The organism is Kitasatospora atroaurantiaca (genome assembly GCF_007828955.1).
GTDB lineage: Bacteria > Actinomycetota > Actinomycetes > Streptomycetales > Streptomycetaceae > Kitasatospora > Kitasatospora atroaurantiaca.
In genome coordinates this window covers 5673912-5700130 of sequence record NZ_VIVR01000001.1, presented here as the reverse complement: position 1 = coordinate 5700130, position 26219 = coordinate 5673912, and the positions used below count along the sequence as shown (strand labels likewise).

The following is a 26219-nucleotide window of genomic DNA, read 5'->3' as shown; positions in this document are numbered from 1 at the left end:
CTTTGGAGGCGGCCCTGCGGGGCACACCTCGACCGTCTACAGTGACGTAGACGGTCTACGCGACTGTAGACGACAACGGGAGGGCGCGTCGACATGCCGGAGCTACCGCAGGCCCGCCGCCACGCCGGGGAACTGGAGGCCCAGGTGCTCGCCGCGCTCTGGGCCGCGGGCGAGCCGCTGACCCCGCAGGACGTCCAGGCGGCCCTCGGCGGCGGTCTGGCCCGGACGACGATCGCGACGATCCTGGCCCGCCTGCACGACAAGGGCACGGTCGAGCGCACCAAGGCCGGCCGGGCCTTCGCCTACACCCCGACCGTCGAGGACCAGGCCGGGCTGGCCGCCCGCCGGATGCGCAGCGAGCTGGAACGCGGGCAGGACCGCTCGACCGTGCTCGCCCGCTTCGTCTCCGACCTCTCCGCCGAGGACGAGCGGGTGCTGCGCGAACTGCTCGGGGAGGCCACATGACCATCGCCGTCTGGGTCCCGCTGCTGCTCCCCTTCCTCGCCGTCCCGCTCGCCCGGCGGCTCGCCGAGGCGCTCTCCCCGCGGACCGCCGCCTGGATACTGGCCGGCACCGCCGCCACCCTGGCCGGGGCGACCGCGGTCTCGCTCGCCCTGCTCACCCTCACCGGCCTGCTGCGGATCCCGGCCGTGGCCGCCCTCGGCCGGCTCTCCCCGCACTGGCTGCCCGCCGACGCCCTCGTCGCCTCGCCGGCCCTGCTCGCCGCGACCGTGCCGGCCCTGCTCACCGCCGCCGTGCTGGTGCTGCGCGCCGGCCACCGCCAGCTCACCGACCTGCGACGGGCCCACGCGGCGGTGGACACCGCCCACCCCGGGCCGCTCACCGTCCTGGACGACGACCGCGCCGACGCCTTCGCCCTGCCGGGCCTCCCCGGCCGCCCCGGCCGGATCGTCGCCACCGCCGGAATGCTGCGCGCCCTGACCGGCCCCGAACGCACCGCACTGCTCGCCCACGAGCGGGCCCACCTCACCGGCCGCCACCACCTCTTCCTGGCCGCCGCCGAGTACGCCACCGTGCTGCACCCCGCACTGCGCCCGCTGCGCGCCCCGCTCGGCTACCACCTGGAACGCTGGGCCGACGAGACCGCCGCCCGGGCCACCGGCGACCGCGCCCTGACCGCCCGCGCGGTCGGCCGCGCCGCGCTCGCCGCCGCCCGGACGCCCCGGCCCGACCGCCCCCTGCTCGCCCCCGCCGCCCACACCGGCCCCGTTCCCCGCCGGGTCGCCGCCCTGCTGGCGCCGCGGCCCCGCCGCCGCACCGCAGGCCGTACGGCTGCGGCCCTGGCCCTCTCCGCCTGCCTGGCCCTGACCGCCTCGGCCACCCTGGACGCCGCCACCGACCTGCACCGCACCGTGGAGGCCGCGCAGGCCCGCTGACGCCCATGCGCGGGGGCGCGGGGAACCGTACGCAACTGGGTTCCTCCGGGGGCGCGGGGCCCTGCTTGATCAACTGCATGCGCGACCAGGGCACGACGGAGGTGCACGGTTGCGCGCGCAGGTCCCCGCGCCCCTGCGGTGGTTACCGTTAGCTGCCAAACCGAGGGAGACCGAGACAGTGCCCCGTCAGCCGATCACCGTCCTCGGCGAGTGCGTCGCCGACGCGTTCGTCCAGCCACAGCGGAGCTCCCCCGGCGAGCTGACGCTCAAGGTGCACGCGGGCGGCGGTCCCGCCAACACCGCTGTAGGCCTCGCCAGGCTCGGCACCCCGACCCGCTTCCTCGGCCGGCTCTCCGAGGACACCTTCGGCCGGCTGTTCCGTACCCACCTCACGGCCTCCGGCGTCGATCTCGCCCACAGCGTCAACGCCCCCGAGCCCAGCACCCTGGCCGTCGCCGAGCTCTCGCCGGACGGCCACGCCGCCTACTCCTTCCACGCCGAGGGCACCGCCGACTGGCAGTGGCACCCCGCCGAACTCGCCGCCGTACCGCTGAGCGGCACCGCGTGCGTGCACACCGGCTCGCTCGCCCTGGTCCGCGAGCCCGGCGGCCCGGCTGTCGAGGAGTTCCTCGCCCGCGCGGCCGGCAACGCCACCGTCTCGATCGACCCCAACGTCCGCCCGTTGCTGGTCGATCCCGCCCGCTACCGCGAGCGGCTGGCCCGCTGGTGCGAGCTTGCCGACCTGCTCCGGCTCTCCGCCGACGACCTGGCCCTGCTGCTCCCCGGCGTCTCCCCCGAGGCGGCCTGCGACCGCTGGCACCGGGCCGGCGTCCGGCTGGTGGTGGTCACCCTCGGCGAGCACGGTGCGCTGGCCTCACTCGACGGCACCCGGATCACCGTGCCCGCCGTACCCGTCGAGGTCGTCGACACCGTCGGCGCCGGCGACGCCTTCACCGCCGGACTGCTGCACCACCTCGGCGAACGCGGCCTGCTCGGCGGCCGGCTGGACTCCCTCACCGCACCGGACGTCTCAGCGGCCTGCGCGTACGCGGCCCGCGTCGCCGCGCTCACCTGCGCCGCCAAGGGCGCGAACCCGCCCTGGGCCCGGCAGCTGACGGTGTGACAGCACTCTTGCGGGTCGAACCGCATGACCGTCCAAACCGGCCGGTACGAAACTTCTGCAACTCCGTCATGCCCGAAGTCGTCCGCCGTACCCTGTGTGCGGACAACAGCAGTCAACGGCGCACAGCCATGACAGCTCGTACGGGGGGAGAGCGGAGTGCTGGAGAGCCATCGGCCGGTCCACCGCCGGAGACCCGTTGCGGTCGAACTGGCCAGGGCGCACGAGCACACGATGGCAGGCGACACCCCCGCCGAGGCGCCCCGGCCCGAGATCGGCGACTCCTGGGAGCGGCTGCGACGGCTCGGGCTCGACCCCGAACGCGGCCGCACCGCCGCCCGGTTGAGCCTCGCCGAGGTCGAGCACCGCCGCCGGGAGACCCACCTCGCCGAGGTCCTCCCGATCCTGCGGTCGACCCTGCTGCTCCCCACCACCGGCACCCCCCTGATCCTCGCGGTCGCCGACGCCGAGGGCCATGTGCTCTGGCAGGAGGGCGAGCGGAAGCTGCGCCGGATCGCCGACGGGATCGGCTTCGACACCGGCGCCCGCTGGATCGAGGACGAGGTCGGCACCAACGGCATCGGCATGACGCTGCGCACCGGCCGCCCGATGCAGGTGCACTCCGCCGAGCACTACCTGCGCAGCCACCACGCCTGGACCTGCGTCGCGGCGCCCGTGCACGACCCGCGCACCGGACGGCTGACCGGCGTTGTCGACCTCAGCGGCCCGGCCCGGAGCATGGCCCCGTACCTGCTCCAGCTCGCCGCCACCGCCGCCCGGCTCGCGGAGGCCGAACTGCGGGCCCGTCAGCTGGAGACCCTGCACCTGCTGCGCACCGTGGCGGCACCGCTGCTGGCACGGGTCGACGAGCCCGCGATGGTGGTGGACGACGCCGGCTGGACGGCCGCCACCATCGGGCTGCCGCCCGTCCCCCGGCTTCGGCTGCCCGCCGAGGGCTGGGGCTCGGCCACCGTCCACTGGCTGCCCACCCTCGGCGAGTGTGCCGTCGAACCGCTCGCCGGGGGCTGGCTGGTGCGCCCCCTCAGCGGCTCGGCGGATGCCGTCGCCGAACAGACCGGGAACGCCGGGATCCGGCTCGACCTCAGCCGGCCGGACCGTCCCGAGCTGCTGGTCTCGGGAGCGGCGGGCAGCTGGTCGCACACCCTCAGCCCGCGCCATGCCGAGCTCCTGCTGCTGCTCGCCGTCCACCGCGAGGGCCTGAGCGCCGCCCAGCTCGCCGAGGCCCTCTTCGGCGACCAGGCCAGGACCGTCACGGTCCGCGCCGAGGTCTCCCGGCTACGGCGCTACCTGGGCGGACTGCTGGACCACCGGCCGTACCGGATCACCCGCTCGGCCCAGGTCTCGGTGACCGGCCCCGCCGACCCCTACGACCTGCTGCCGACCTCCTCGGCCCCCGCCGTACGGGAGTTGCGGGCCGGCCTCCTCGACGGAACCGCCCGCCTCCCGGCGGCCTAGCACGTAGTCGGCCATGTGCCCACGAACCGGCCCTTAGGCCAGCAGTGCGGCGAGCTGGTCGTCGGTGGGGCCGGCCGCTGCCTCCTCGGCCTCGGAGACGACCACGTAGGTGCGGTCCAGCCAGGCCCTCACCCTCGGCCTGGAGACCTCCAACAGCGCGCTGCCGTGCGGGGATTCGAGCGCGAGGTGCAGGGTCGAGCCGTGACAGGGACAGTACGCGGGCCAGAGCTTGACGTCCCCCTGCCCGCTCAGCGCCTCGAGCCCGTCCCGCAGCAGGTCCCGTGAGAAGACCCAGTCCGCCTCGTCCGACCGGCCGAGGTGGAAGGTGAGCAGGACCTCGTAAGGCCGCTCGGGGTCGTACCGGAAGCGGGTACGCACCTCTCCCACCAGGTCCTGGTCGAGCGCGATCCGCATCGTCATGACCTCCTCCACCGGCGCCGGTACGGCGATGGCGGGGTGGCCCAGCTCGTCGCCCGTGGGGGTGGCGGCGAACGGGTCGGAGGGGACTGACAACGGGTCGCGCGGCATGAACGATCTCTCCGAGGCGGCTGGGGTTCCGCCCAGCCTGATGTACCGCCGGGTGGCGGGCAAGGGTTGCAAGGGGTTGCAGCCTACGGCCGTCCACGGGCCCGCACACAACCGGATGACTCGTCAATTATCGGACGCCGCACGGCACTCCATGTCACCGATCCGTTTCGTACCGGGACTTCGGAGGCTCGGCCCGCCGCTGGTAGTCTCGTTGCCCTGCCCAGCGAAGGCTGATGCATACCCAGGACCGGGAGGGGGTCGGGTGGTTCTCCGCGAGGACAGGGTGACGGCGCGAGCGGGCGTCGGGTACGGGCGGCACAGTCGGCCGAAGCCGGTCGGCGCACGGTTCAGGCTCCCCGGTTTCCGGTTCTCCGGCGCGGCGATGGCGATGTCCACCGTGGTCGGGATCAGCGTCGCCACCACCTGGCTGGTCAGCGAGCAGCAGAGCGTCGGGCGGCAGCCGGGGGTGTCCAACGTGGGCGCCAGCCCGCCGCTGCCCAGCCCGGACGGCTCCGCCCACCCCATGCCCGTGGCGGCCGCTTCGGCCACCGCGGCGCCGACGATCGGCCCCCGGGCGCTGAGCACACCCGTGACCCCGGTCCGGCACACCTCCTCGGCCCCGCCCGTACCGGCCGGCCCGGCACCGTCCTCACCGACGGCGTCTGCGTCGGGATCACCCGCGCCGTCACCGTCGACCCCGAGCGGCGCCCCCAGCGGCTCGGCCGGCTCCACACCGGAGCCGTTCGGCCCGACCGGCGGGCCCACCGGGCGGCCGACCGAGGCGGTGCCGACCGAGGCCCTGGCCGGCGAGGGCAGCCGCGAGCTGCTCGGCCCCTCCGGCACCAGGCACACCCTCGCGCTGGTCCTCGGCGAGCCGCTCACCGCGCTGCAGGTCGAGCTGCGACTGGCCCGCCCCGAGGCGCTGCCGGGCACCACCCCCTGGAGCACCCTCCCCGGAGCGGTCGTGACGGTCACCCAGGAGCACGGCACGCTGGTCTACCGCTTCACGGCGCCCGCCGGGCTGGACGTCCAGCCCGGCGAGTACGTCTTCGGGGTGCGCGGCGCCCGCTGCCCGGCCCCGGGCAGGGAGCGGGCGGCCCAGGAGACCTGGGCCGCCTCGGCCTTCGGGATCCGCCGGCCGCGGGCGCTGGCCGTTCGCGGCATCTTCGGCTGACGGCTCCCTCGGCCGACTGCCGCCCGGCCGTCAGCCCCGGATGCGGACCGCGCGGCGCAGGTCGTCCAGCCGGTCGGCCAGCACCCGGCGCAGCGCGGGCGTCAGTTCCTCTCCCGCCAGGCAGGTCTCGGCCAGGCCGACGGCCTCCGGCGTCGACCACCCGGCCGGGAACAGCGCCGACCCGAGCGCCCTGGCGACGATGTCGCTGCGCCGCCCGGCGGCGGGCAGCTCGGCGAAGTACCGCTCCAGGTACTCCTGCTGCAGCTCCTCCGAGCCCGACTGCCAGAAGCCCTGCGAGGTCGCCGTCAGCAGGTGGTTGGAGAGCACGCCGCTGAACAGCTCCTGCCAGGCCTGCTCCTTGGCCGCCCGCTCGGGCCGCGCGGCCCGGGCCAGTGCGGCCCCCTCGTGGGCGCTGCTGCTCGGGTCGGCGGCCAGCTCGGCGGCGATCCTCTCCTCACCGATGACGCCCCCGGCGGCGAGCCTGCCGAGTGCGGCCCAGCGGAGCTGCGAGCTGAGTGCCACGCCCGGGCCGCCGTGCTCCAACCAGTCCTGCAGCTCGGCGAGTTCCTCGCCCTGCGCGTTCTCGACAGCCCCGCGCAGGGCGGCCAGCCGCAGGCCCTCCCCCGCTCCCGGGCGTGCCAGCAGCGTCCGGCAGACGCTGCCCAGCAGGGCGTGCGCGGCCGGGCGGTCCGCCGGGGCGAGGTAGCTGCCGATCACCCGCTGCCGGGCGAAGGTCAGCACGGCCTCGACGATCGAGTCCACCGGCTCGTCCGGCAGCTGCGCGGCCACCAGGTCCAGGTACCGGCCCGGCGAGAGCTCGGCGTCCTGCACCAGGTCGCGGGCGTTCTCCCAGAGCACGGCGCGGACCAGCGGGTCCTCGATCTCCGCCAGCGACTCCGTGACGGTCTGCCAGGAGTCGGCGTCCAGCCGGATCTTCGCCCAGGTCAGGTCGCCGTGGTTGGGGAGCACCAGCGCGGCCCGGGGCGCCCCGGCCAGCTGCGGCAGCGGCGTACGACGGCCGGGCTCCACCTCGGCCTCGAACCTGTCCCGGAGCACCAGCGCAGGTGCTTGGCCGTCGAAGACCCCGATCCCGACCCGGTGCGGGCGCGTCCCGCCGGGCACCAGCTCGGCGGAGACCACCTTGTCGCCCTCGTACGCCAGCTCCAGCCGGAGCGTGTCCACCCCGCTGGTCCGCAGCCAGCGCTCGGCCCAGCCCTGGACGTCCCGGCCGCTCGTGGTGGCGAGGGCGTCCAGGAAGTCGGCCAGGTCGGCGTTGCCGAAGCGGTGCCGGGCGAAGTGCTCGTTGATGCCCGCGAAGAAGGCCTCGTCACCCAGCCAGGCGACCAGCTGGCGCAGCGCGGAGGCGCCCTTGGCGTAGGCGATGCCGTCGAAGTTGACCAGCGCGTCGGCCACGCTGTCCATGCTGCGCATCGCGATCGGGTGGGTGGTGGAGCGCTGGTCGGCGTCGTAGCCCCAGCCCTTGCGCTTGACGGCGAAGCTGGTCCAGGCACCGGTGAAGCGGGTGTTCTCGGCGGCGATCCGGTAGCCCAGGTACTCGGCGAAGGACTCGTTCAGCCAGAGGTCGTCCCACCAGCGCATGGTGACCAGGTCGCCGAACCACATGTGCGCCATCTCGTGCGCCACCACCATGGCCCGCGACTCGCGTTCGGCCTCGGTGGGGGCCGAGTGGAACAGCAGTTCCTCGCGGAACACCACGCAGCCCGGGTTCTCCATCGCGCCCCAGTTGAACTCGGGCACGAAGGCCTGGTCGTAGCGGCCGAAGGGGTAGCGCTCGTCGAAGAGCTCGTGCAGCCGGTCGAAGGAGGCCCGGGTGACCTCGAACAGCTCGGCGGCCTCACGGTCCAGGTCGGCGGCGAGCGAGCGGCGGGAGTGCAGGCCGAGCGGGATGCCGTCGTGCTCGGAGTACACCGAGTGCAGCGGGCCGGCCACCAGGGTCACCAGATAGGTGCTGATCGGCAGGGTGGGCGCGAACTCCCAGCGCCCTTCGGCCGTCCGCCCGCCGGAGCCGTTGGCGATCACGCTCCAGTCGGCCGGCGCGGTGGCCGCCAGGGTGAACGGGGCCTTGAGGTCCGGCTGGTCGAAACAGGGGAAGACCTGCGGAGCCATGTCGGGACCGCAGGAGGCGTACAGATAGACGGCGCCGTCGGCCGGGTCGGTGAAGCGGTGCAGGCCCTCGCCGGTCCGGGAGTAACGCATCTCGGCCTCGACCAGCAGCTCGTTCTCGGCGGCCAGGCCGCTGAGGACGAGCCGGTTGCCGTCCAGGTCCGCCGGGTCGAGCGGCCGGCCGTTGAGCACCACTCGGTGCAGGGCGGCGGGTTGCAGGTCCAGGAAGGTGTCGGAGCCCGGCTCCGTGCAACCGAACCGGATCACGGTGGTGCTGCCGAACACCTCCTCGCCTCGGGTGAGGTCCAGGTCGACGGTGTAGCCGTGGACCTGGAGCTGTCGGGCACGGGTGAGCGCCTCGGAACGTTGAAGAGCTGGCATCTCTGCATGCTTCCCCAGCAGACATCGCCCGACAAGAGCATTTTCCGACCGCCCGCACTGATGCCCCGCCAAGTCACGGCCCGCCGAGCGGGCCCGTTGGCTAGGGTTGGCGCAGCACGGGCGTCCCGCCACCCGAGCACCCCAGGAGGAGCACTGTGACGACGGTCCTGACCCAGGGCGGCAACGCGCCGCTCACCACTGCCCGGGTGACGGTCGAGGTGACGGCGCCGAAGGCCCTGGACGTCTCCGGGCTGCTGCTGACGGAGGCGGGGAAGGTCAGGTCCGACGCCGACTTCGTCTTCTTCAACGCCCCGAACGGCCCCGGCGTCACCCACCGCCCCGCCGCCGGTTCCACACCGGACGCCATCACGGTCGACACCGGCTCGCTGCCCTCGGAGATCAGCAAGGTCGTGGTGACGGCCAGCCTGGACGACGCGGGCGCGACCTTCGCCGGGACGGAGCCCACCGCGACGGTCCGGGACGCCGACAGCGGCGCGGTCCTGGTCACGTTCACCCCGCCTCGGCTGACCAGGGAGACGGCGCTGGTGGTGGTCGAGGTGTACCGGCGCGGCGACAGCTGGAAGGTCCGCGCGGTCGGGCAGGGCTACGACAACGGGCTGGCCGGCATCGCGACCGACTTCGGCGTCTCCGTGGAGGAGCCCGCCGCCCCGGCCCCGGCTGCGGCCGCCCAGGCAGCCCCGACAGCGCCGCCCAAGCCGGTCACGCCGCCCGCCGTACCCGCCTCACTCACCAAGGTCACCCTGGACAAGGGCCGGGTCAGCCTGACCAAGGGCGGCTCGGTCTCGCTGGAGAAGAACGGCAAGCCCTTCCTCTCCTCCGTCCGGATGGGCCTCGGCTGGGAGCCGGCCGGCCGCGGCCGCAACATCGACCTGGACGCCTCCTGCCTCGCCTTCGACGCCCAGCGCAACAAGCTGGAGACCGCCTGGTTCATGAAGCTGAGCATCTTCAACGGCGCGATCGCCCACTCCGGCGACAACCTCACCGGCGAGGGCGCGGGCGACGACGAGGCGATCACCGTCCACCTGGACGGGCTGCCGCCGGAGGTCTGCGGCCTGGTCTTCGTGGTGAACTCCTTCTCCGGCCAGAAGTTCACCGACGTCAAGAACGCCTACTGCCGCCTCCTCGACGCGGGCACCGGCCAGGAGCTGGTCCGCTTCGACCTCACCCAGTCCGAGCCCCACACCGGCGTGGTGATGTGCAAGCTCGTCCGCCAGTTCTCCGGCGAGTGGGTGATGACGGCCATCGGCGAGTACGTCAACGCCAAGACCGCCCGCGCCATGGCCAAGCCCGCGGCGGCGATGCTCTGAGCGAGCGGCTCTGAGCAACCACAGCAGGGGCGCAGCGAACAGCTCTGAGCAACCACAGCAGGGGCGCGGGGCTCTGTTTGATGAACTGCGTGCGCGCGCAACCGTGCACCAACGTCGTGCCCTGGTCGCGCGCGCAGTTGATTAGACAGAGCCCCGCGCCCCTGTGGGTAGCCAATCCCGCCGGGTTACCCCTCAGCCGCGGGTGGCCATGGCGCGGAGGAAGAACACCAGGTTGGCCGGGCGCTCCGCGAGGCGGCGCATGAAGTAGCCGTACCACTCCTCGCCGTACGGCAGGTACACCCGCATGGTGTTGCCCGCCTCGGCCAGGCGCAGCTGCTCCTCCGGGCGGATGCCGAAGAGCATCTGGTACTCGAAGCTGTCGCTGCCGCGGCCGTGCCACTCGGCGAGCTGGCCGGCGATCTTGATCATGTTCGGGTCGTGCGAGGCGATCATCGGGTAGCCCTCGCCGCCCATCAGGACCTTGAGCGCCCGGACGTACGCCAGGTCGACGTCCTTCTTGCCCTGGAAGGCGACCGACTCGGGCTCCTTGTACGCGCCCTTGCAGAGCCGCACGCGCGAGCCGGCACCGGCGAAGTCCGCGCAGTCGGCCTCGGTGCGGCGCAGGTACGCCTGCAGCACGACGCCCAGCCAGGGGAAGTCGGTGCGCAGCTCGCGGGCGATCGAGAGGGTGGAGTCGGTGGTGGTGTGGTCCTCCATGTCCAGGGTGACCGTGGTGCCCGCGTCCGCCGCCGCCTCGCAGATCCGCCGGGCGTTCTCCAGCGCGATCTTCTCGCCGTCCACCGGCAGGAACTGACCGACCGCCGAGAGCTTGACCGACACCTCGGCGTTCGCGGCCAGGCCGGTCTCCTTGAGAGCGGCCAGCAGGTGCTCGTACGCCTCGGCGGTGCCGGCGGCCTGGGCGGCGTCCTTGGTGTCCTCGCCGAGGTGGTCCAGGGTGACCTTGCGGCCGGTGACCACCAGCTCGTCGGTGGCGGCGATCGCCTGGTCGAGCCGCTCGCCGGCGACGAAGCGCTCGACTATCGCGTGGGTCGGCGGGAACTTCTCCACGACGGTGCGCACCTGCGGGGAGCGGGAGGCGGCGAGGAGGGCGGAACGGAGCATCGTTACTCCTGGAGATGGTTCAACAGGGGGAGAGGGGTGGGGCGGCGGCTGAGGGTGGGCCGCCGCCCCGTGAGCACAGGGCTTGGTCAGCCCATGTGCGGGTAGCGGTAGTCCGTCGGCGGGACGAACGTCTCCTTGATGGACCGGGTCGAGGTCCACCGCATCAGGTTCTGCTTGGCGCCGGCCTTGTCGTTGGTGCCGGAGGCCCGGCCGCCGCCGAAGGGCTGCTGGCCGACGACGGCGCCGGTCGGCTTGTCGTTGATGTAGAAGTTGCCCGCGGCGTTGCGCAGCACGTGCATCGCGTGCTGGACGGCCTCGCGGTCCTGGGCGATGATCGCGCCGGTCAGGCCGTAGCTGGACACCGACTCCATCTGCGCGAGCATCTCGTCGTACTTCTCGTCCTCGTAGACGAAGACCGAGAGGATCGGGCCGAAGTACTCGTCACGGAAGTACTCGCTCGCCGGGTCCTCGCAGACCAGCACGGTCGGACGGACGAAGTAGCCGACCGAGTCGTCGTACGTGCCGCCGGCCAGGATCTCGACCTTCGGGTCGGCCTTGGCCCGGTCGATCGCGGCCTTGTTCTTGGCGAACGAACGCTCGTCGATGACGGCGCTCATGAAGTTCGACAGGTCGTTGACGTCACCCATGGTGAGCCACTCGACCTCGTCGCGGAAGTCGTCCTTGATGCCGGCCCAGAGGGACGCCGGGACGTACGCCCGCGAGAGCGCCGAGCACTTCTGGCCCTGGAACTCGAAGGCACCGCGGGTCATCGCGGTCTTCAGCACGGCCGGGTCGGCGGACGGGTGGGCGACCAGGAAGTCCTTGCCGCCGGTCTCGCCGACGATCCGCGGGTACGAGCGGTAGCCCGCGATGTTGTTGCCGACCTCGCGCCACAGGTGCTGGAAGGTCGCGGTGGAGCCGGTGAAGTGGATGCCCGCCAGCTCGGGGTGCTTGAGGGCGACCTCGGAGACGGCCAGGCCGTCACCGGTGACCATGTTGATGACGCCCTTGGGCAGGCCGGCCGCCTCGAGCAGCTGCATCAGCAGGTGAGCGGAGAACTGCTGGGTCGGGGACGGCTTCCACAGCACCACGTTGCCCATCAGGGCGGGGGCGGTGGGCAGGTTGCCCGCGATGGCGGTGAAGTTGAAAGGCGTGATCGCGTAGACGAAGCCCTCCAGCGCGCGGTGGTCGCTGCGGTTCCAGACGCCCTCGGAGGAGATCGGCTGCTCGGCGATGATCTGCCGGGCGAAGTGCACGTTGAAGCGCAGGAAGTCGACCAGCTCGCAGGGGGTGTCGATCTCGGCCTGCTGCGCGGTCTTGGACTGGCCGAGCATGGTGGCTGCGGCGAGGGTCTCGCGCCACGGGCCGGCCAGCAGGTCGGCGGCCTTGAGGAAGATGGCCGCGCGGGAGTCGAAGGAGAGCGCCTGCCAGGCCGGAGCAGCAGCCAGGGCAGCGTCAATGGCGTCCCGCGCATCGTCCTGGGTGGCGTTGCGCAGGGTGCCGAGCTTGGCAGCGTGGTTGTGCGGCTGCACGACGTCGATCTCGGTGCCGCCGCCCATCCGGCGCTCACCGTTGATCGTCATGGTCAGCTGGATCGGCTCCTGGCCGCCCAGCTCCTTCAGCTTGGCCTCCAGGCGAGCCCGTTCGGGGCTGCCGGGGGCGTAGCTGCGGACCGGCTCGTTCACCGGCGCGGGGACCTGGGTCACAGCATCCATGAGCGCGCGCTCTCTTTCGTGTCATGGGGAATGCCGACGTGGGTCGCACGCCGGCCATGAAGAAACGCTATGCCCGAGAGCCGGGGCCTTTGATTGGCCGGGCGGCTAAAGTCATCCGTACGGAGTTGTCCGTCGCTACGAAGAGCAGACGAAGGAGGCTTCGGGAGTGACCGCGCCAGGAGCAAGCGGCGGCCTCCCGCTGCGCCAGCTGCTGATGTCCCTGGGCGAGCCGCTGGTGGAGCTGCAGGCCGCACCCGCCGGACTGGACGTACCCGTCCGGGACGTGGCGATCCTCGACCCGGAGGACCCGGCCACCGCCTCGCCCGGCGAGCTGGTGCTGGCCATCGGCGCCCGGGGCCGCGCCGCCCTCCCCGCCCTGCGCGCCGCCGGACGGGCCCGTGCCGCCGCCGTCGCGGTGAAGCTGGACGCCCCCGGCCAGGCCGACGCACTGCGCGAGGCCGCCACCGAGGCCGGCGTGGCACTGCTGTCCGTACGCCGCGAGACCCGCTGGGAGCACCTCGACTCGCTCGCCCGGGCGATCATCGCGGGCCCGGACACCCCCGACACCGCCGAGCACAACGCCGGCGACCTCTTCTCGCTCGCCCAGACCGTCGCCGTCCTCACCAACGGCATCGTCTCCATCGAGGACACTTCCAGCCGCGTGCTGGCCTACTCCCGGTCCTCGGACTCCGACGAGGTGGACGACCTGCGGCGGCTCTCCATCCTCGGCTGGCAGGGCCCGGAGCCGTACCTCTCCAAGCTCCGCGAGTGGGGCATCTTCCAGCACCTGCGCAGCTCGGACAGCGTGATCGCGATCGACCCGCACCCCGAGCTGGGCATCAGACGCCGGATCGCCATCGGTATCAGGGCGGGCGCGCAGCCGCTCGGCACCATCTGGGTCCAGGAGGGCGCCCAGCCGCTCGCCCCACTGGCCGAGCAGGCCCTGGTCGGCGCGGCCCGGGTGGCGGCGGCCCAGCTGGTCCGCCGCAGGCGCGAGCTCTCCGCGGACGTACGGCTGACGCAGACCCTGCTCACCGGCCTGCTTGAGGGCTCGACCGGCGCCCAGTCACTGGCCACCCACCTCGGGCTCGACCTGCGCCGCCCGGCCACCGTGCTGGCGTACGCGGCGGGCTCGCCCTCCGAGGGCTCGGACCTCGAACTGACCCGCGCCGAGGTGACCAGCCTGATCTCGGTGCACACCGCCGCCCGGCACCGCAGTGCGCTGCTCGCCCCGATCGAGTCGCGGGTGTACGTGCTGCTGCCCGAGCTTCCCCCCGGCCTGCCGATGGCAACGGTGCGGGGCTGGGCGCAGGAGGTGGTGGAGGCCGCCCGCGATCACCTCGGTGTCCCGCTGCGGGCGGCGATCGGCTCCACGGTGGGCGGGCTGGCGGCGGTGCCCGAGTCGCGGGCGCAGGCGGACCGGATCCTGGACGCGATGGGGCGCGGCGGGGTCGAGCTGCAGGTGGCCGCGCTGATCGACGTTCAGGCCGAGGTGCTGGTCAGCGAGATGCTCGCACTGCTCCAGGAACGCGGCGGCCTCCGCGACCCCCGGCTGACCGCCCTGGCCGCCTACGACCGCCGCCACGGCACCCGCCTCGCCGAGTCCGTCCTGGCCTGGCTGGACGCCCTCGGCGAGGTCCGCGTCGCGGCGGACGCCCTGCACATCCACCCCAATACCCTCCGCTACCGGGTCCGCCGCGCCGAACAGCTCACCGGCATCGACCTGGCGCAGCCGCAGCAACGCCTGATGGCCATGCTGCAGCTCCGCCTACCCCCGGAGGACTGAGGGGCATCCCTGACAGGTAGGGGCACCACCAGGGGCGCGGGGCTCTGTTTGATCAACTGCGTGCGCGACCAGCCACCTACGGAGGTGCATGGCCGGCAGCGCAGTTCCCCGCGCCCCTAGGAGCTACCCCGCAGCGTCAGGAGTCGTAGCCGTGGCCGCCGCGGTGGTTCAGGCGCCACCACGGCCCGGTGATGGCGAGCATGATGCCCGGCTCCTGGATGTTGGCGAACAGCGTGTGGCCGTCCTCCGAGAAGGTCACACCGGTGAACTCACTGAACTCCGGCTTCTCGGCGGTGCCGATGTTGAGGTCGTTTCGGGCGATCGGGAAGGTGCGGCCGTCGTCGGTGGTACCGAAGAGGTGCTGCACGCCCTCGCCGTCCTCGGCGATCACCAGGCCGCCGTACGGCGAGACGGTGATGTTGTCCGGGCCGTCGAAGTTGCCGTGGTCGCCGTTGACATCGGTGTTGACGCCGAGCAGGACCTTGAGGGTGATGGTGCGGCGGGCCGGGTTGTAGAACCAGACCTGGCCGTCGTGCTGCACCGGGCTCTCGGCGCGGGCGAAGCTGGCGACGAAGTAGAAGCCGCCGTCACCCCACCACATGCCCTCCAGCTTGCGGGAGCGGGTGACCTCGCCGTCCTTGAACTGCTTGCGGACGGAGACCGTCTTGGCGTCGCGGTCCGGGACGTTGACCCAGTCGACGCCGTACGTGGTGCCGATCTTGACGGCGCGGGAGAGGTCGTCGATGAAGGTGCCGTGCGAGTCGAAGACCTTGAAGGCCTCCAGCTTGCCCGCGTCGTCGGCGAGGGTGCGCAGCTTGCCCTTGCCGTGCTTGAAGCCGGCCGGCGGGGTCCAGCGGTAGAGCAGGCCGTTCGGGCCGGCGGCGTCCTCGGTGAGGTAGGCGTGGCCGCGCTGCGGGTCGATCACCACGGCCTCGTGCGGGTAGCGGCCGAAGGCCTTGACCGGCTTCGGGTCGCGGTTGGCGTCCTGGTCGTGCGGGTCGACCTCGAAGATGTAGCCGTGGTCCTTGGTGAAGCCGTTCTTGCCGGCCTTGTCCTCGGTCTCCTCGCCGCTCAGCCAGGTGCCCCAAGGGGTGGCGCCACCGGCGCAGTTGGTGGAGGTGCCGGCGATGCCGACCCACTCGCGGACCTGCTTGCCGCCCTTGCGGACCTCGACCACCGTGCAGCCGCCGGCCGCGCCCGGGTCGTAGACGTGGCCCTCCAGCAGCGGCACCGGGTGCGGCCAGTCGGCGCGCGCGCCGCGCAGCTCGTGGTTGTTCACCAGCACGGTGCCGCCGTGCTTGCCCTGGAAGGCGGCGGTGCCGTCGTGGTTGCTGGGGGTGCTCTCACCGGTGACCAGGGTGGTCTTCCCGGTGTACGTGATGATCTGGTAGCGGAAGCCGCGGGGCAGCGCCAGGATGCCGTCCGGGTCCGGGAGGAGCTCGCCGTAACCGGTGGCGCAGCGCGCGGCCTCGACGGTCTCGGGGGCGGGAGCCTCGCCGCCCGCCGGGGCGGCGATCGCGCCCGGGGCGGTGGCCAGCACCTCGGCGCTGCCGGCAATGAGCACGCCGGCCCCGATGGCGGTGGAACGGTTGACGAAGTCCCGGCGGGACAGCGACATGGCAGTCACTCCTGAGGGGTGGGGCCGCCACCCGGGTACCCGGTCTGCGGCTTGCTGGGTGCCGACGACGGACGTCGACGCCCAGCAGACTCCGCGCCCCGGGTGAACCCCGGGTGAATCCGACACCGCGTCAGAGTGGTGTTTTGCCAACCGTATCCGAACGCATGACCGCCGCTTTGCCTCGACCGGCACGCGTCGGCGCGCGTCGGCGCACTCGTCAGTACTCGGTGCGCTCCACCCGCCACTGCTCCCACGCCGTCAGCCAGGCCTCCTCCGTACCCGAGGCCGACCTCGGCGTACCGCCGGACCAGAGCCGCTCCCACGCCCGCTGCGCCGGCAGACTGGGCACCTCGCTGGCGAAGGCCGTGTACCGGATGACCTCCTCCAGTGCGGCGCTCCCCTCCGGGGTCCCGACCGCCCAGTCGGTGTTCTGCGCGAGCCGGGTGAGGTGGTTGACCATGGTGGTGACCGACTCCCCGGCCTCCTCCCTGGTCTCCGAGGCGAGCTTCATCTGCTGCCGGACGGCGGCCTCCCAGCGCACCGCGCCCGCCTCCCCGCGCAGCCGCCGCGGCAGCCTGGGGGTACGCCGGGCCCGGACCTGCGCCTCGATCGCCACCGCTTCGCCGACCGCGTGCTCCACCACCGCGCGGTGCGCCTCCAGGCCGATCACCGGCGGGAGTTCACGCTCCTCCAGTGCCACCCGCTGGGCCTGGCGCGCCGCGAGCTTGCGCATCAGGTCGGTGCGGCCGAGGATGTAGCGCTCGAAGTCCTCGATCCGCTTCAGCTCGATGCCGCCCGGCGGCACGCCGCGGCCGGTGATGGTGACGGTGATGCCGTCCACCCGTAGCCGGCCCGCCCAGACCGGGGCCTGGCCCGACGGCGCGGGCTCGGCCGCACCGCCCTCGGCCCGCCGGTCCTCGTGGATCTGGACGGCCCTCGGCTCGCCCTCGACGGTGATCCACTCCCGCAGCGCCCGTACGCTGCCGGGGCCGTCGCCCTCGTCGATGTCCAGCTGTTCGTAAACCCGGTCGCGCTCGTCCTCGACCACGTCCTCGAGGTCGGGCAGCGGCTGCGTCCGCTCGGCGCCTGGGCGGTAGGTACGGACGGTCACGTACGGGCCCTCGACGGAGCTCCAGTCACCGGAGCGGACCTCGACCCAGCCGAGCCTGCCGTTGCTGAGCTCGTACTCGGCCAGCGCATCGACCTCGGCGCCACCGGTCGGGGCTTCGTTCGGGGCTTCGTTCGGGGCTTCGTTTGGGGGCGCGTCACCCTCGCCGTGCGCCGGGCCGACGCGGTGCACGCCCATACCCCGACTGCCCCGGCCCTGGTCGACCCGGTCCACCCCGTACACCGGGAAGTCCGCGTCCGCGAGCACCTGCCGGCTGTACTCCTCGTGGTCGGCGTAGAAGTCCTCCGGATCCTGGGGCCTGCTCGCGCTCTGCCTCTTCATCCTCTGCCGCACCCCCGCGTGCTCGCCTAGCCGTCGGTCTCGGCCGCTGCGCCGGGCTTGCCCTGCCCGGACCCGCGCCGCGTCCGCCCCACGATACGTTGGAAGGACCTGCTGAGCCATCAGCTTCCCTCGTACGGTTGTCATATGGCGCGCCCGGCCCCGCCCGGGCCGGAATGTCAGTAGCCTGGAATGTCAGTAGCCTTGCCTACGCTGGGTCTCATGACAGCAACCAATGCCTTCCCCGCCCGTATCAGCATCGTCACGCTCGGCGTCTCCGACCTGGGGCGCAGCACCGAGTTCTACGAGGCGCTCGGCTGGCAGCGCTCGACGGCGTCCAGCCCCGAGATCGTCTGGTTCCGCACCGCCGACTCGGCGCTCGGCCTCTTCCCGTACGAGGCCCTGGCCGCCGACGCCGGTGTCCCGGCCACCGGCGAGCCGTCCTTCCGCGGTGTCACCCTCGCGGTCAACCTGGAGTCCCCCGAGCAGGTCGACGCCGCCCTGAAGACGGCGGTCGAGGCGGGCGCCACGGTGGTCAAGCCCCCGGCCGCCACCGACTGGGGCGGGTACTCGGGCTACTTCGAGGACCCGGACGGCCACCTCTGGGAGCTGGCCCACAACCCCTTCTTCCCGTTCACCGAGGCCGGCCAGCTCGACCTCCCGTAGGGCGGGCCCCGGTGGATCCCAACCGCTACCACCTCACCTCCACCTGGCAGCTGCCCGCCGGCCCCGAGCGGGTCTACCGGGTGCTGCAGGACGTCGCCGGCTACCCGGCCTGGTGGCCGCAGATCCGCTCGGTGCGCCGCATCGACGATCGGACGGGCGAGCTGCGGGTGCGCTCCTTCCTCCCGTACGAGCTGCTCTTCACCGTCCACGAGCAGCGGCAGGACGCCGGGGCCCGGCTGCTGCAGGCCGAGCTCCGCGGCGACCTGCAGGGCTGGTCACGCTGGCAGGTCAGCGCCGCCGGGCCCGGCAGCGTGGTGGTGTTCGAGGAGGAGGTACGCCCGGGCAAGCCGCTGATGCGGCGGCTCGCCCCGCTGGCCCGGCCGCTCTTCCTCGCCAACCACGCGGTCATGATGCGCAGCGGCGAACGCGGCCTGCGGGCCCTCCTCTCCGCTCCCCCTGCTACTTCTTCTGCGAGCGGGCCTTGAAGGCCGCCTTGCGGGCCTCCTTCGCCACCGTCCGGTCCAGATGCAGCTCGCCGACGGCCTCCAGCACCTCGGCCGTGTACGTGTGGTCGACCCGCCACAGCTCGCCGAAGTAGCTCGCCGGGTTGTCCGTCACCGGCAGGCTGCTGATCAGCTCCTGCAGCACCTCGGCCTCACCCTCGCTGGTGAGCAGCTGCGCGGCGAAGGTGTCGATCGTCGTCCAGAGCACCATCGACCGCTCCGGTGCGGGCAGCTCCACGCCCTGGACACGCAGCCAGCCCCGCACCGCGCCGCCGAGCTCCGGGTCGTCCACCACGTCCTGCGCGGCGGGCTGCGCGTCCGCGCCCAGCTCCTCCAGCGCCTGCACACAGAGCAGCCGGCGGACGGGGCTCTGCTGGTCCGTGCCGCGCGCGGCCTCCAGCAGCTCGCGGGCCGCCGCCAGCGGCTCCCGGCCGCTCAGCCAGACCTGCAGCTCACGCTCGGGCAGAACGTTGGCGGTCTCCGAGATGCCGCGCAGCAGCGCCTCCGCGTCCCCCTGGGCCAGATCGCCGATCAGCGGCGCGTCGTACCCGTCCTCCAGCAGCCACTGCCGTACGCCGTACTGGCCGAGCGGGGTCAGCCGGACCAGCCCGAAGCGCGCCGACTCCGCCTCGTCCAGCGGCTCGCCGCTCTCGGCTGCACCCTCCTCTTCCTCCTCCTCGAAGAGCTCGGGGTCGATCGGGCGGTGCTCCAGCAGCCCCAGCTCGGCGAGGTCGGCCAGCATCGGGTCCAGCGTCACCATCAGGTCGGTGATGTCGCCGAGCAGCTCCTCGTCCGGCTCCTCGCCCTCGGGGACGACCAGCAGCGCCGCCAGGACGCCCAGCGGCACGGTCTCCTGCCCGGGGTCGGCGAAGGCCGTGGTCTCGTACAGCACCTGCAGGGCCTCGTCGAGCAGCTCGGAGGCCTCCTGCCGGGACTCCTCCACCTCGCCCAGGCGGGCCTCGGCGGCGGCCTCGTCCTCCTCCTCCTCCTCGGCCTCCAGGGCCAGCGAGTCGGCCTCGGCGGCCAGCTCCCGGACGATGCCGGCGGCGGTCAGCCAGAGCTCCAGGACGGTCTCGGGGTCACCCTCCTCGGCGGGCTCCAGGTCCGGGCCCGGGATGGCGACGTGTTCGCCCTTGGCGGTGGTGCCGATCTCGACCAGGTCCAGGTCGCAGGCGAGCGACCAGGCGCGCATCGCCTCGACGACGGCGTCCTCGGTCACCTCGCCCTCGGCCGGGGCGAGCCCGAGCAGCCGGGCGGCGGGCTCACGGTCGGCCTCGACGAGGTCGCCCAGCTCGTCGACCGGGCGGTGCGGGGCCGTCCAGCGGGCCAGCTTCAGGGCGTGGTCGATCAGCGGCACCGCCAGTGCGGCCGCGGCCAGCTCGGTCTCCGGCGGCAGCTGGATCGGGGGGACCAGCACCGCGGCGTCGTCCATGTCCTCCTCGTCGCGGCCGTGCGCGGCGAACGCCCCGTACAGGTCCGCGAGCTCGTAGTCGGCCGGCAGCAGGCTCTCGGCAGGCAGCTCGCCGGGCCCGGTCGCCGACGGGTTGTCAGGGGTGTTGCGGCGTCGTCCGGCCATCGTTGCGCGATCTCCCGTTGTGGCGGTGGTCACTGCCAGAAGGGCCGGGTGGGTGCCGGTCCATCAACTCAGAGTATCCGTCCCGCGCCCCACCTGCTGAGGTGCGCGCCGCCGGACCCGTACGACCACGTATCCTTCGGTAGGCGCGGTGCACACCCCGTACCGGCCACCGGGCAACGAAGCCCGCCTTTTCTGAGTACATCTGCTCCACCAGGGTTCCGCAGTCAGGCCACCACCCCGGGCCGGGTCGGTCCAGGGTGGTGCCTTGCCACAGGAGACCCCTGCCATGGCGGACCTCTCCCCCGCCGGCTCCGGACTGTCCACAGCACAGTTCGACGGACGCCGGCTCTCGGAGGCCCTGCTCCCCCTGGAGCTCGCACCACGCACGCAGCTCCAGCTCGCCGCGATCAGCCGCTGGAACGCCCTGCGCGGCATCCGCGTCGGCCTCGTCGCCGCCGCCCTGCTCCTCCTCCTGGTCGGCGCCAATCTGGCGACCCCGATCTACCCGGTGCTGCAGCAGCGTCTCGGGCTCACCGCCCTCGACACCACGATCCTCTTCACGGTGTACGTCTTCGCCCTCGTCCCCGTGCTGGCCGCCGCCGGTCACTGGTCGGACCACCTCGGGCGACGCGCCATGATCCTCCCCGCCGTGGCGCTGGCCGCCTGCGGGGACGCGCTCTTCGCGATGGCCGGCAGCTTCTGGCAGCTGGCCGCCGGGCGCGCCGTCCAGGGCATCGCGGTCGGCCTCTCCACCGGCGCCGCCGGGGCCGCGCTGGGCGACCTGCTGCCCGACCGCCCGACGCTGGCCGCCAAGCTCACCCTGGCCTGCTCGGCGGGCGGGGTGGCCTTCGGCCCGATCATCGGGGCCGCGCTCTCCAGCGGCGAGCACCCGCTGCTGACGCCCTTCCTGGTGCACGCCCTCGCCCTGCTGGCGCTCTGCGTCCCGCTCGCCGTGGTGCACCCCAGGATGCCCGGCCGCCCGCGACCGCCGGCCGCCCCGCCGCGCATCACCACCCCGGCGCACCTGCGCCCGCAGCGCCTGCGGCTGCCGCGCGGCGGCCGCCGGGAGTTCCTGCTCGCCTCCGGGGCCGGCTTCGTCTCGTACGCGATCTTCGGGGTCTACCTCAGCCTGGCGCCCGCGTTCTCGGCCAGGCTGCTGCACAGCAGCTCGCACATGACGGGCGCGGTCGTCGCGGCCCTGCTGCTCGGCTCCTCCGCCGCGGCCCAGCTGCTCGTCCCGCCCACGGCGGACCGTCTGGTGATCGCACTGGGCATGACCGGTCTGGCGGCCGGGCTGGGCCTGGTGGTCACGGCGCAGTACACCGAGACGCCGGCCCTGCTGTTCATCGGCAGCGTCCTCGGCGGCGCCTGCCAGGGTGTGGCGTTCCGCTCGCTCTTCACCAGCGCGGTGGCCGCGATGAACCCCGAACGACGCGGTAGCGAGCTCTCCACCCTCTGGGTGATCGTCTACCTCGGCAGCTCCCTGCCGATCGTCGCCGTCGGTGCCCTGACCCAGCGCTACGGCCTGCTCCCCGCGGTCAGCGGCTTCGCCGGCCTGGCCGCCCTGGCCTGCCTGGGGCTCGCCGCAGCGGTGGTGCGGCGCACGCGCTGACAGGGCTTCCCCAGGGGCGCGGGGGCCGGGAGGTGCGGCGCCGCAGTCTTCCGATCTCGCGCAGTTCCTCGCGCCCCTGGGATGCCCGATCCTGATCGGTGAGCCTGCGGGCGGAGCCCCTCGGAAAGCACGAAGGCCCGGACTTCCAGTCAGGAAGTCCGGGCCTTCAGCGCAAGCTCAGACGTTGAAGCCGAGGGCGCGCAGCTGCTCGCGGCCGTCGTCGGTGATCTTGTCCGGGCCCCACGGCGGCATCCAGACCCAGTTGATCCGCAGGTCCTGGACGAGGCCGTCGGTGGCGGTCTTGGCCTGGTCCTCGATGACGTCGGTCAGCGGGCAGGCCGCCGAGGTGAGCGTCATGTCGATGGTGGCCACATCGGACTCGTCGATGTGGATGCCGTAGATCAGGCCCAGGTTGACCACGTCGATGCCCAGCTCGGGGTCGACGACGTCCATCAGGGCCTCGGTGAGGTCCTCGACGGAGACGGTGCCCGCGGTGGTGCCGACGATCACGGTCGGGCCCTCGGCTGCGGCCTCGGCCGGGGTGCCGGCCTCGGTGTCGCTCATGAGTGTTTCCTTCAGTCGTTGACGACGGGGTGTTCGGCGAGCGCCTTGGCGGTGGCGTCCTTCCAGGCCATCCAGCTCAGCAGCGCGCACTTCACGCGGGCGGGGAACTTGGAGACGCCGGCGAACGCGACCGCGTCCTCCAGCACGTCCTCGTCCCCCTCGGCCTGGCCCTTGCTCTGCATGAGCTCCAGGAAGGCCTCCTGGATCGCCTGAGCCTCGCCGACGGTCTTCCCGACCACCAGGTCGTTCAGCACCGAGGCACTGGCCTGGCTGATCGAGCAGCCCTGGGACTCGTACGACACGTCCGCCACCACCGGGCCGTCGAGCCGCACCCGGAGGGTGATCTCGTCGCCGCAGGTCGGGTTGACGTGGTGCACCTCGGCGTCGCCGTCGCGCAGCCCCTTGCCGTGGGGGTTCTTGTAGTGCTCCAGGATGATCTCCTGGTACATGGAGTCGAGCTTCATGCCGCGGCCACCCCTCAGCCGAAGAAGTTGCGGACGTGGTGCAGGCCGTCGATCAGAGCGTCGACCTCACCCGGCGTCGAGTACAGATAGAACGACGCCCGCGTGGTCGCAGGAATTCCGTAGCGGAGGCAGACCGGCCGCGCGCAGTGGTGGCCGACGCGCACGGCGATGCCCTGCTCGTCCAGCACCTGGCCCACGTCGTGCGGGTGGATGTCGCCGAGCACGAAGGAGATCGCGGCGCCGCGGTCCACGGCCGTACGCGGGCCGATGATCCGCAGGTCCGGGACCTCGAGGAGGCGCTCGACCGCGTACTCGGTGATCGCGTGCTCGTGGGCCGCGATCTTCTCCATGCCGATGTTCGACAGGTAGTCGATGGCCGCACCGAGACCGACCGCCTGGGCGATCGGCGGGGTGCCCGCCTCGAACTTGTGCGGCGCCGGGGCGTAGGTGGACGAGCCCATCGTGACGGTCTCGATCATCTCGCCGCCGCCGAGGAACGGCGGGAGGTCCTCCAGCAGCTCCTGGCGGCCCCAGAGCACGCCGATGCCGGTCGGGGCCAGCATCTTGTGACCGGTGAAGGCGACGAAGTCGGCCTCCAGCGCCTGGACGTCCAGCACCATGTGCGGGGCGGCCTGCGAGGCGTCGATCAGCACCAGGGCGCCGACGTCCTGCGCGCGCCGGACGATCGCCTCGACCGGGTTGATCGTGCCCATCAGGTTCGAGACCAGCGTGAAGGAGACGATCTTCGTCTTCTCGGTGATCAGCTCGTTGATGTTCGAGAGATCCAGCCGGCCGTCGTCGGTCAGGCCGAACCACTTCAGCTTCGCGCCGGTGCGCTGCGAGAGCAGCTGCCACGGGACGATGTTGGAGTGGTGCTCCATCTCGGTGATGACGATCTCCGCGTCCGCGTCCACGCGGTACGGCTCGTCGGCCCAGCCGAGCATGTTGGCGACCAGGTTGAGCGACTCCGAGGCGTTCTTGGTGAAGATCACCTCGTCCCGGCTCGGCGCGTTGATGAACGCCGCGACCTTGTCGCGGGCGCCCTCGTACAGCGCCGTGGCCTCCTCGGCCAGCACGTGCACACCGCGGTGCACGTTGGCGTTGTGCCGCTCGTAGTACGCGTTCAGGGCGTCGAGCACCTGACGGGGCTTCTGCGAGGTCGCCGCGTTGTCCAGGTAGATCAGGGGCTTGCCGTCGTGCAGCACGCGCTGCAGGACGGGGAAGTCCTTACGGATCGCGTCGGTGTCGAGGAGCCCGGCGAGCGCCGAGCCGGGATGCAGTGTCACTCGGAAGCGCCGCCCTTCACGTAAGACGCGTAGCCCTCGTTCTCCAGCTTGTCGGCGAGCTCGGCGCCGCCGGACTCGACGATGCGACCGGCCGAGAAGACGTGGACGTAGTCAGGCTTGATGTACTTCAGGATGCGGGTGTAGTGGGTGACCAGCAGGGTGCCCACCTCACCGGTCGAGGCGACCCGGTTGATGCCCTCGGAGACCTGACGCAGGGCGTCGACGTCCAGGCCGGAGTCGGTCTCGTCGAGGATCGCGATCTTCGGCTTGAGCAGCTCCAGCTGGAGGATCTCGTGGCGCTTCTTCTCGCCGCCGGAGAAGCCCTCGTTGACGTTGCGCTCGGCGAAGGCCGGGTCCATGTGGAGAGCCGCCATGGCCTCCTTGACCTCCTTGACCCACAGCCGCAGCTTGGGGGCCTCGCCACGCACGGCGGTGGCCGCGGTGCGCAGGAAGTTGGAGACCGAGACACCGGGGACCTCGACCGGGTACTGCATGGCGAGGAAGACACCGGCGCGGGCGCGCTCGTCGACGGACAGGGCCAGCACGTCCTCGCCGTCCAGCAGCACGGAGCCGCTGGTGACGGTGTACTTCGGGTGACCGGCCAGCGAGTAGGCCAGGGTGGACTTGCCGGAGCCGTTCGGGCCCATGATGGCGTGGGTCTCGCCCTGCTTCACGGTCAGGTCGACGCCGCGGAGGATCTCGCGGGGGCCGCTCTCGGTCTCGACGGAGACGTGCAGGTCGCGGATTTCAAGGGTTGCCATGCTCAGGACTCCTGGTTGACGGAGACGAGCACATCGTCCCCTTCGATCTTTACGGGGTAAACGGGGACCGGCTTGGTGGCGGGCAGTCCCGAGGGCTTTCCGGAGCGCAGGTCGAAACTGGAGCCGTGCAGCCAGCACTCGATCATGCAGTCCTCGACCTCGCCCTCGGAGAGGGAGACGTTCGCGTGCGAGCAGATGTCGTTGATCGCGTACACCTCGCCCTCGGTGCGGACGAGCGCCACCGGCACGCCGTTGAGCTCCACGCGCTTGGGGACGTCCTCCGCCAAGTCGCTCAGGGCGCAGGCACGCAAGAAGCTCATCAGACGTTCGCTTCCAGCTCGGCCTCGATCTTCTCCATGAGGTGATCGTGGATCTCCGGGACGCCGATCTGCTGGACCAGCTCGGCGAAGAAGCCGCGCACCACCAGGCGGCGGGCGTCCTCCTCCGGGATTCCACGGGACTGCAGGTAGAAGAGCTGCTCGTCGTCGAAGCGGCCGGTCGCCGAGGCGTGGCCGGCGCCGACGATCTCGCCGGTCTCGATCTCCAGGTTCGGGATCGAGTCGACCCGGGCGCCGTCGGTGAGCACCAGGTTGCGGTTGTGCTCGTAGGTGTCGGTTCCCTCGGCGGCCGCGCGGATCAGCACGTCGCCGACCCAGACCGCGTGCGCGTCCTGGCCCTGCAGCGCGCCCTTGTAGACCACGTTGGAGCGGCAGTGCGGGGTGTCGTGGTCGATCTGGAGGCGGTGCTCCAGGTGCTGGCCGGCGTCCGCGAAGTACAGGCCGTAGAGCACGGCCTCGCCGCCCGTGGCGGCGTAGGTGACCCGCGGGTGGATGCGGACCAGGTCGCCGCCGAAGGTGACGACCACGGACTTGAAGCTGGCGTCGCGGCCGACCAGGGCGGTCTGCTGCGCGGTGTGCACCGCGTCGCGGTCCCAGTCCTGGACGGAGACGAAGGTGAGCTTCGCGCCGTCGCCGACCAGCAGCTCGACGTTGCTGGCGCGGGTGCCGGCACCGGTGTGGTTGATCACCACGACGGCCTCGGCGAACGGCTTGACGTCGATCACCACGTGCGCGAAGCGGACGCCGCCCTCGCCGTGCACGTCGATCTTCACCGGCTCGGTGAGCACCGTCTCCTTGGGGACGGTGACGACCAGCGCCTGCTCGAAGGAGCTGAACGCCTGCGCGGCGACCCGGTCGACCGGCTTGCCGGCCTTGCCGAGGCGCGCGTCGTCACGGCCCACGGTCTCGGCGGTGACGCCGTCGGGAAGGCCGAGCTCGAGCTTGTCCTCGCCCGAGGCGACGGCGGTGCCGTCGTGCAGACCGTTGAGGCGATGCAGCGGGGTGAACCGCCAGTCCTCCTCGCGGCCGGTGGGCACCGGGAAGTCGTTCACGTCGTACGAGGGCTTGGTCGCGACGCGGGCATCGATCGGCTGCTGCACGGTGGCGCGGCCCGTACCGGGGCCGGCCAGCTGCGCGCCGGCACCGGCGGTACCGACCTCGATCGAACCGGCGGTCGTGGAGCCGGTGGGGGTGTTGACGTCAGCCATGGCTGTCGTAGTGCTCTCTTCCTAA

At 72.6% G+C, this 26219-nt stretch carries 23 protein-coding genes; 10 read left to right on the top strand and 13 right to left on the bottom strand.

Features of this window, described 5'->3' with window-relative positions:
• Positions 1 to 93 precede the first annotated feature (93 nt).
• The 4 genes from FB465_RS25740 to FB465_RS25725 all read left to right on the top strand — a co-directional run bounded on the left by FB465_RS25740 (position 94) and on the right by FB465_RS25725 (position 3993).
• Complete coding sequence (locus tag FB465_RS25740) at positions 94 to 465, top strand: BlaI/MecI/CopY family transcriptional regulator (protein ID WP_145794256.1); 372 nt, start codon at positions 94 to 96, stop codon at positions 463 to 465.
• Positions 462 to 1397 carry a M48 family metalloprotease gene (locus tag FB465_RS37575; protein ID WP_145794254.1) on the top strand — a complete coding sequence of 312 codons (936 nt, stop codon included), beginning with the start codon at positions 462 to 464 and terminating at the stop codon, positions 1395 to 1397. The genes FB465_RS25740 and FB465_RS37575 overlap by 4 nt, the downstream gene beginning before the upstream one ends.
• A 178-nt stretch (positions 1398 to 1575) precedes the next feature.
• The gene (locus tag FB465_RS25730; protein WP_145794253.1) at positions 1576 to 2520 is read left to right on the top strand and encodes a carbohydrate kinase family protein; all 945 of its coding nucleotides are present in this window, start codon (positions 1576 to 1578) and stop codon (positions 2518 to 2520) included.
• A gap of 156 nt (positions 2521 to 2676) precedes the next feature.
• Positions 2677 to 3993, top strand: coding sequence for a helix-turn-helix domain-containing protein (locus FB465_RS25725; protein WP_145794251.1), 1317 nt, complete (start codon positions 2677 to 2679; stop codon positions 3991 to 3993).
• Positions 3994 to 4026: 33 nt separating this feature from the next.
• On the opposite strand, the gene FB465_RS25720 is transcribed toward FB465_RS25725, so the two are convergent.
• The gene (locus FB465_RS25720) at positions 4027 to 4521 is read right to left on the bottom strand and encodes an SsgA family sporulation/cell division regulator (RefSeq protein WP_145794249.1); all 495 of its coding nucleotides are present in this window, start codon (positions 4519 to 4521) and stop codon (positions 4027 to 4029) included.
• A 262-nt stretch (positions 4522 to 4783) separates the two neighbouring features.
• On the opposite strand from FB465_RS25720, the gene FB465_RS25715 reads away from it, so the two are divergent.
• On the top strand, positions 4784 to 5695 hold the full coding sequence (locus FB465_RS25715) for a hypothetical protein (protein ID WP_145794247.1): 912 nt from the start codon (positions 4784 to 4786) through the stop codon (positions 5693 to 5695).
• Positions 5696 to 5725: 30 nt separating this feature from the next.
• Here FB465_RS25715 and pepN read toward each other — a convergent pair whose 3' ends face one another.
• The gene (gene pepN, locus FB465_RS25710) at positions 5726 to 8200 is read right to left on the bottom strand and encodes an aminopeptidase N (protein WP_145794246.1); all 2475 of its coding nucleotides are present in this window, start codon (positions 8198 to 8200) and stop codon (positions 5726 to 5728) included.
• Between the two features lie 167 nt (positions 8201 to 8367).
• Between pepN and FB465_RS25705 the strand changes: the two genes are divergently transcribed.
• Positions 8368 to 9528 carry a TerD family protein gene (locus FB465_RS25705; protein WP_145797592.1) on the top strand — a complete coding sequence of 387 codons (1161 nt, stop codon included), beginning with the start codon at positions 8368 to 8370 and terminating at the stop codon, positions 9526 to 9528.
• Between the two features lie 192 nt (positions 9529 to 9720).
• On the opposite strand, the gene FB465_RS25700 is transcribed toward FB465_RS25705, so the two are convergent.
• Positions 9721 to 10650 (bottom strand): proline dehydrogenase family protein, encoded by a 930-nt coding sequence (locus FB465_RS25700; RefSeq protein WP_145794244.1) that lies wholly within the window; start codon positions 10648 to 10650, stop codon positions 9721 to 9723.
• A gap of 86 nt (positions 10651 to 10736) precedes the next feature.
• Positions 10737 to 12365 (bottom strand): L-glutamate gamma-semialdehyde dehydrogenase, encoded by a 1629-nt coding sequence (pruA, locus tag FB465_RS25695; protein ID WP_145794242.1) that lies wholly within the window; start codon positions 12363 to 12365, stop codon positions 10737 to 10739.
• 166 nt (positions 12366 to 12531) lie between these two features.
• Between pruA and FB465_RS25690 the strand changes: the two genes are divergently transcribed.
• On the top strand, positions 12532 to 14151 hold the full coding sequence (locus FB465_RS25690) for a PucR family transcriptional regulator (RefSeq protein WP_246192835.1): 1620 nt from the start codon (positions 12532 to 12534) through the stop codon (positions 14149 to 14151).
• Between the two features lie 136 nt (positions 14152 to 14287).
• On the opposite strand, the gene FB465_RS25685 is transcribed toward FB465_RS25690, so the two are convergent.
• Together FB465_RS25685 and FB465_RS25680 are read right to left on the bottom strand one after the other, a co-directional pair.
• Complete coding sequence (locus FB465_RS25685; RefSeq protein ID WP_145794240.1) at positions 14288 to 15769, bottom strand: alkaline phosphatase PhoX; 1482 nt, start codon at positions 15767 to 15769, stop codon at positions 14288 to 14290.
• A 217-nt stretch (positions 15770 to 15986) separates the two neighbouring features.
• The gene (locus FB465_RS25680) at positions 15987 to 17219 is read right to left on the bottom strand and encodes a hypothetical protein (protein WP_145794238.1); all 1233 of its coding nucleotides are present in this window, start codon (positions 17217 to 17219) and stop codon (positions 15987 to 15989) included.
• A gap of 219 nt (positions 17220 to 17438) precedes the next feature.
• Between FB465_RS25680 and FB465_RS35990 the strand changes: the two genes are divergently transcribed.
• Entirely contained in the window at positions 17439 to 17882 is a 444-nt protein-coding gene (locus FB465_RS35990) for a VOC family protein (protein ID WP_170290688.1), read from the top strand.
• 11 nt (positions 17883 to 17893) lie between these two features.
• A complete protein-coding gene (locus tag FB465_RS35985) occupies positions 17894 to 18367 on the top strand; it encodes an SRPBCC family protein (protein WP_170290687.1) in 474 nt (157 codons plus the stop codon).
• Here FB465_RS35985 and FB465_RS25670 read toward each other — a convergent pair.
• On the bottom strand, positions 18342 to 19961 hold the full coding sequence (locus tag FB465_RS25670) for a hypothetical protein (RefSeq protein WP_145794237.1): 1620 nt from the start codon (positions 19959 to 19961) through the stop codon (positions 18342 to 18344). The two genes, FB465_RS35985 and FB465_RS25670, sit on opposite strands and share 26 nt — an antisense overlap.
• Before the next feature lie 286 nt (positions 19962 to 20247).
• On the opposite strand from FB465_RS25670, the gene FB465_RS25665 reads away from it, so the two are divergent.
• On the top strand, positions 20248 to 21573 hold the full coding sequence (locus tag FB465_RS25665) for an MFS transporter (protein WP_145794235.1): 1326 nt from the start codon (positions 20248 to 20250) through the stop codon (positions 21571 to 21573).
• A gap of 177 nt (positions 21574 to 21750) precedes the next feature.
• Here the strand turns inward: FB465_RS25665 and FB465_RS25660 are convergent, their stop codons facing one another.
• Genes FB465_RS25660 through sufD form a run of 6 tightly spaced genes read right to left on the bottom strand, consistent with a single transcriptional unit; the run spans position 21751 to position 26194 of the window.
• Positions 21751 to 22137, bottom strand: coding sequence for a metal-sulfur cluster assembly factor (locus tag FB465_RS25660; RefSeq protein ID WP_281292359.1), 387 nt, complete (start codon positions 22135 to 22137; stop codon positions 21751 to 21753).
• An 11-nt stretch (positions 22138 to 22148) separates the two neighbouring features.
• Positions 22149 to 22601: a Fe-S cluster assembly sulfur transfer protein SufU gene (sufU, locus tag FB465_RS25655; RefSeq protein ID WP_145794233.1), complete on the bottom strand. Its 453-nt coding sequence runs from the start codon at positions 22599 to 22601 to the stop codon at positions 22149 to 22151.
• Positions 22602 to 22615: 14 nt separating this feature from the next.
• A complete protein-coding gene (locus FB465_RS25650) occupies positions 22616 to 23881 on the bottom strand; it encodes a cysteine desulfurase (protein ID WP_145797588.1) in 1266 nt (421 codons plus the stop codon).
• Between the two features lie 2 nt (positions 23882 to 23883).
• A complete protein-coding gene (sufC, locus tag FB465_RS25645) occupies positions 23884 to 24648 on the bottom strand; it encodes a Fe-S cluster assembly ATPase SufC (RefSeq protein ID WP_145794231.1) in 765 nt (254 codons plus the stop codon).
• Positions 24649 to 24650: 2 nt separating this feature from the next.
• Positions 24651 to 24968 carry a bifunctional 3-phenylpropionate/cinnamic acid dioxygenase ferredoxin subunit gene (locus tag FB465_RS25640; RefSeq protein ID WP_145794229.1) on the bottom strand — a complete coding sequence of 106 codons (318 nt, stop codon included), beginning with the start codon at positions 24966 to 24968 and terminating at the stop codon, positions 24651 to 24653.
• Entirely contained in the window at positions 24968 to 26194 is a 1227-nt protein-coding gene (gene sufD, locus FB465_RS25635) for a Fe-S cluster assembly protein SufD (protein ID WP_145794227.1), read from the bottom strand. The genes FB465_RS25640 and sufD overlap by 1 nt, the downstream gene beginning before the upstream one ends.
• Positions 26195 to 26219 lie beyond the last annotated feature (25 nt).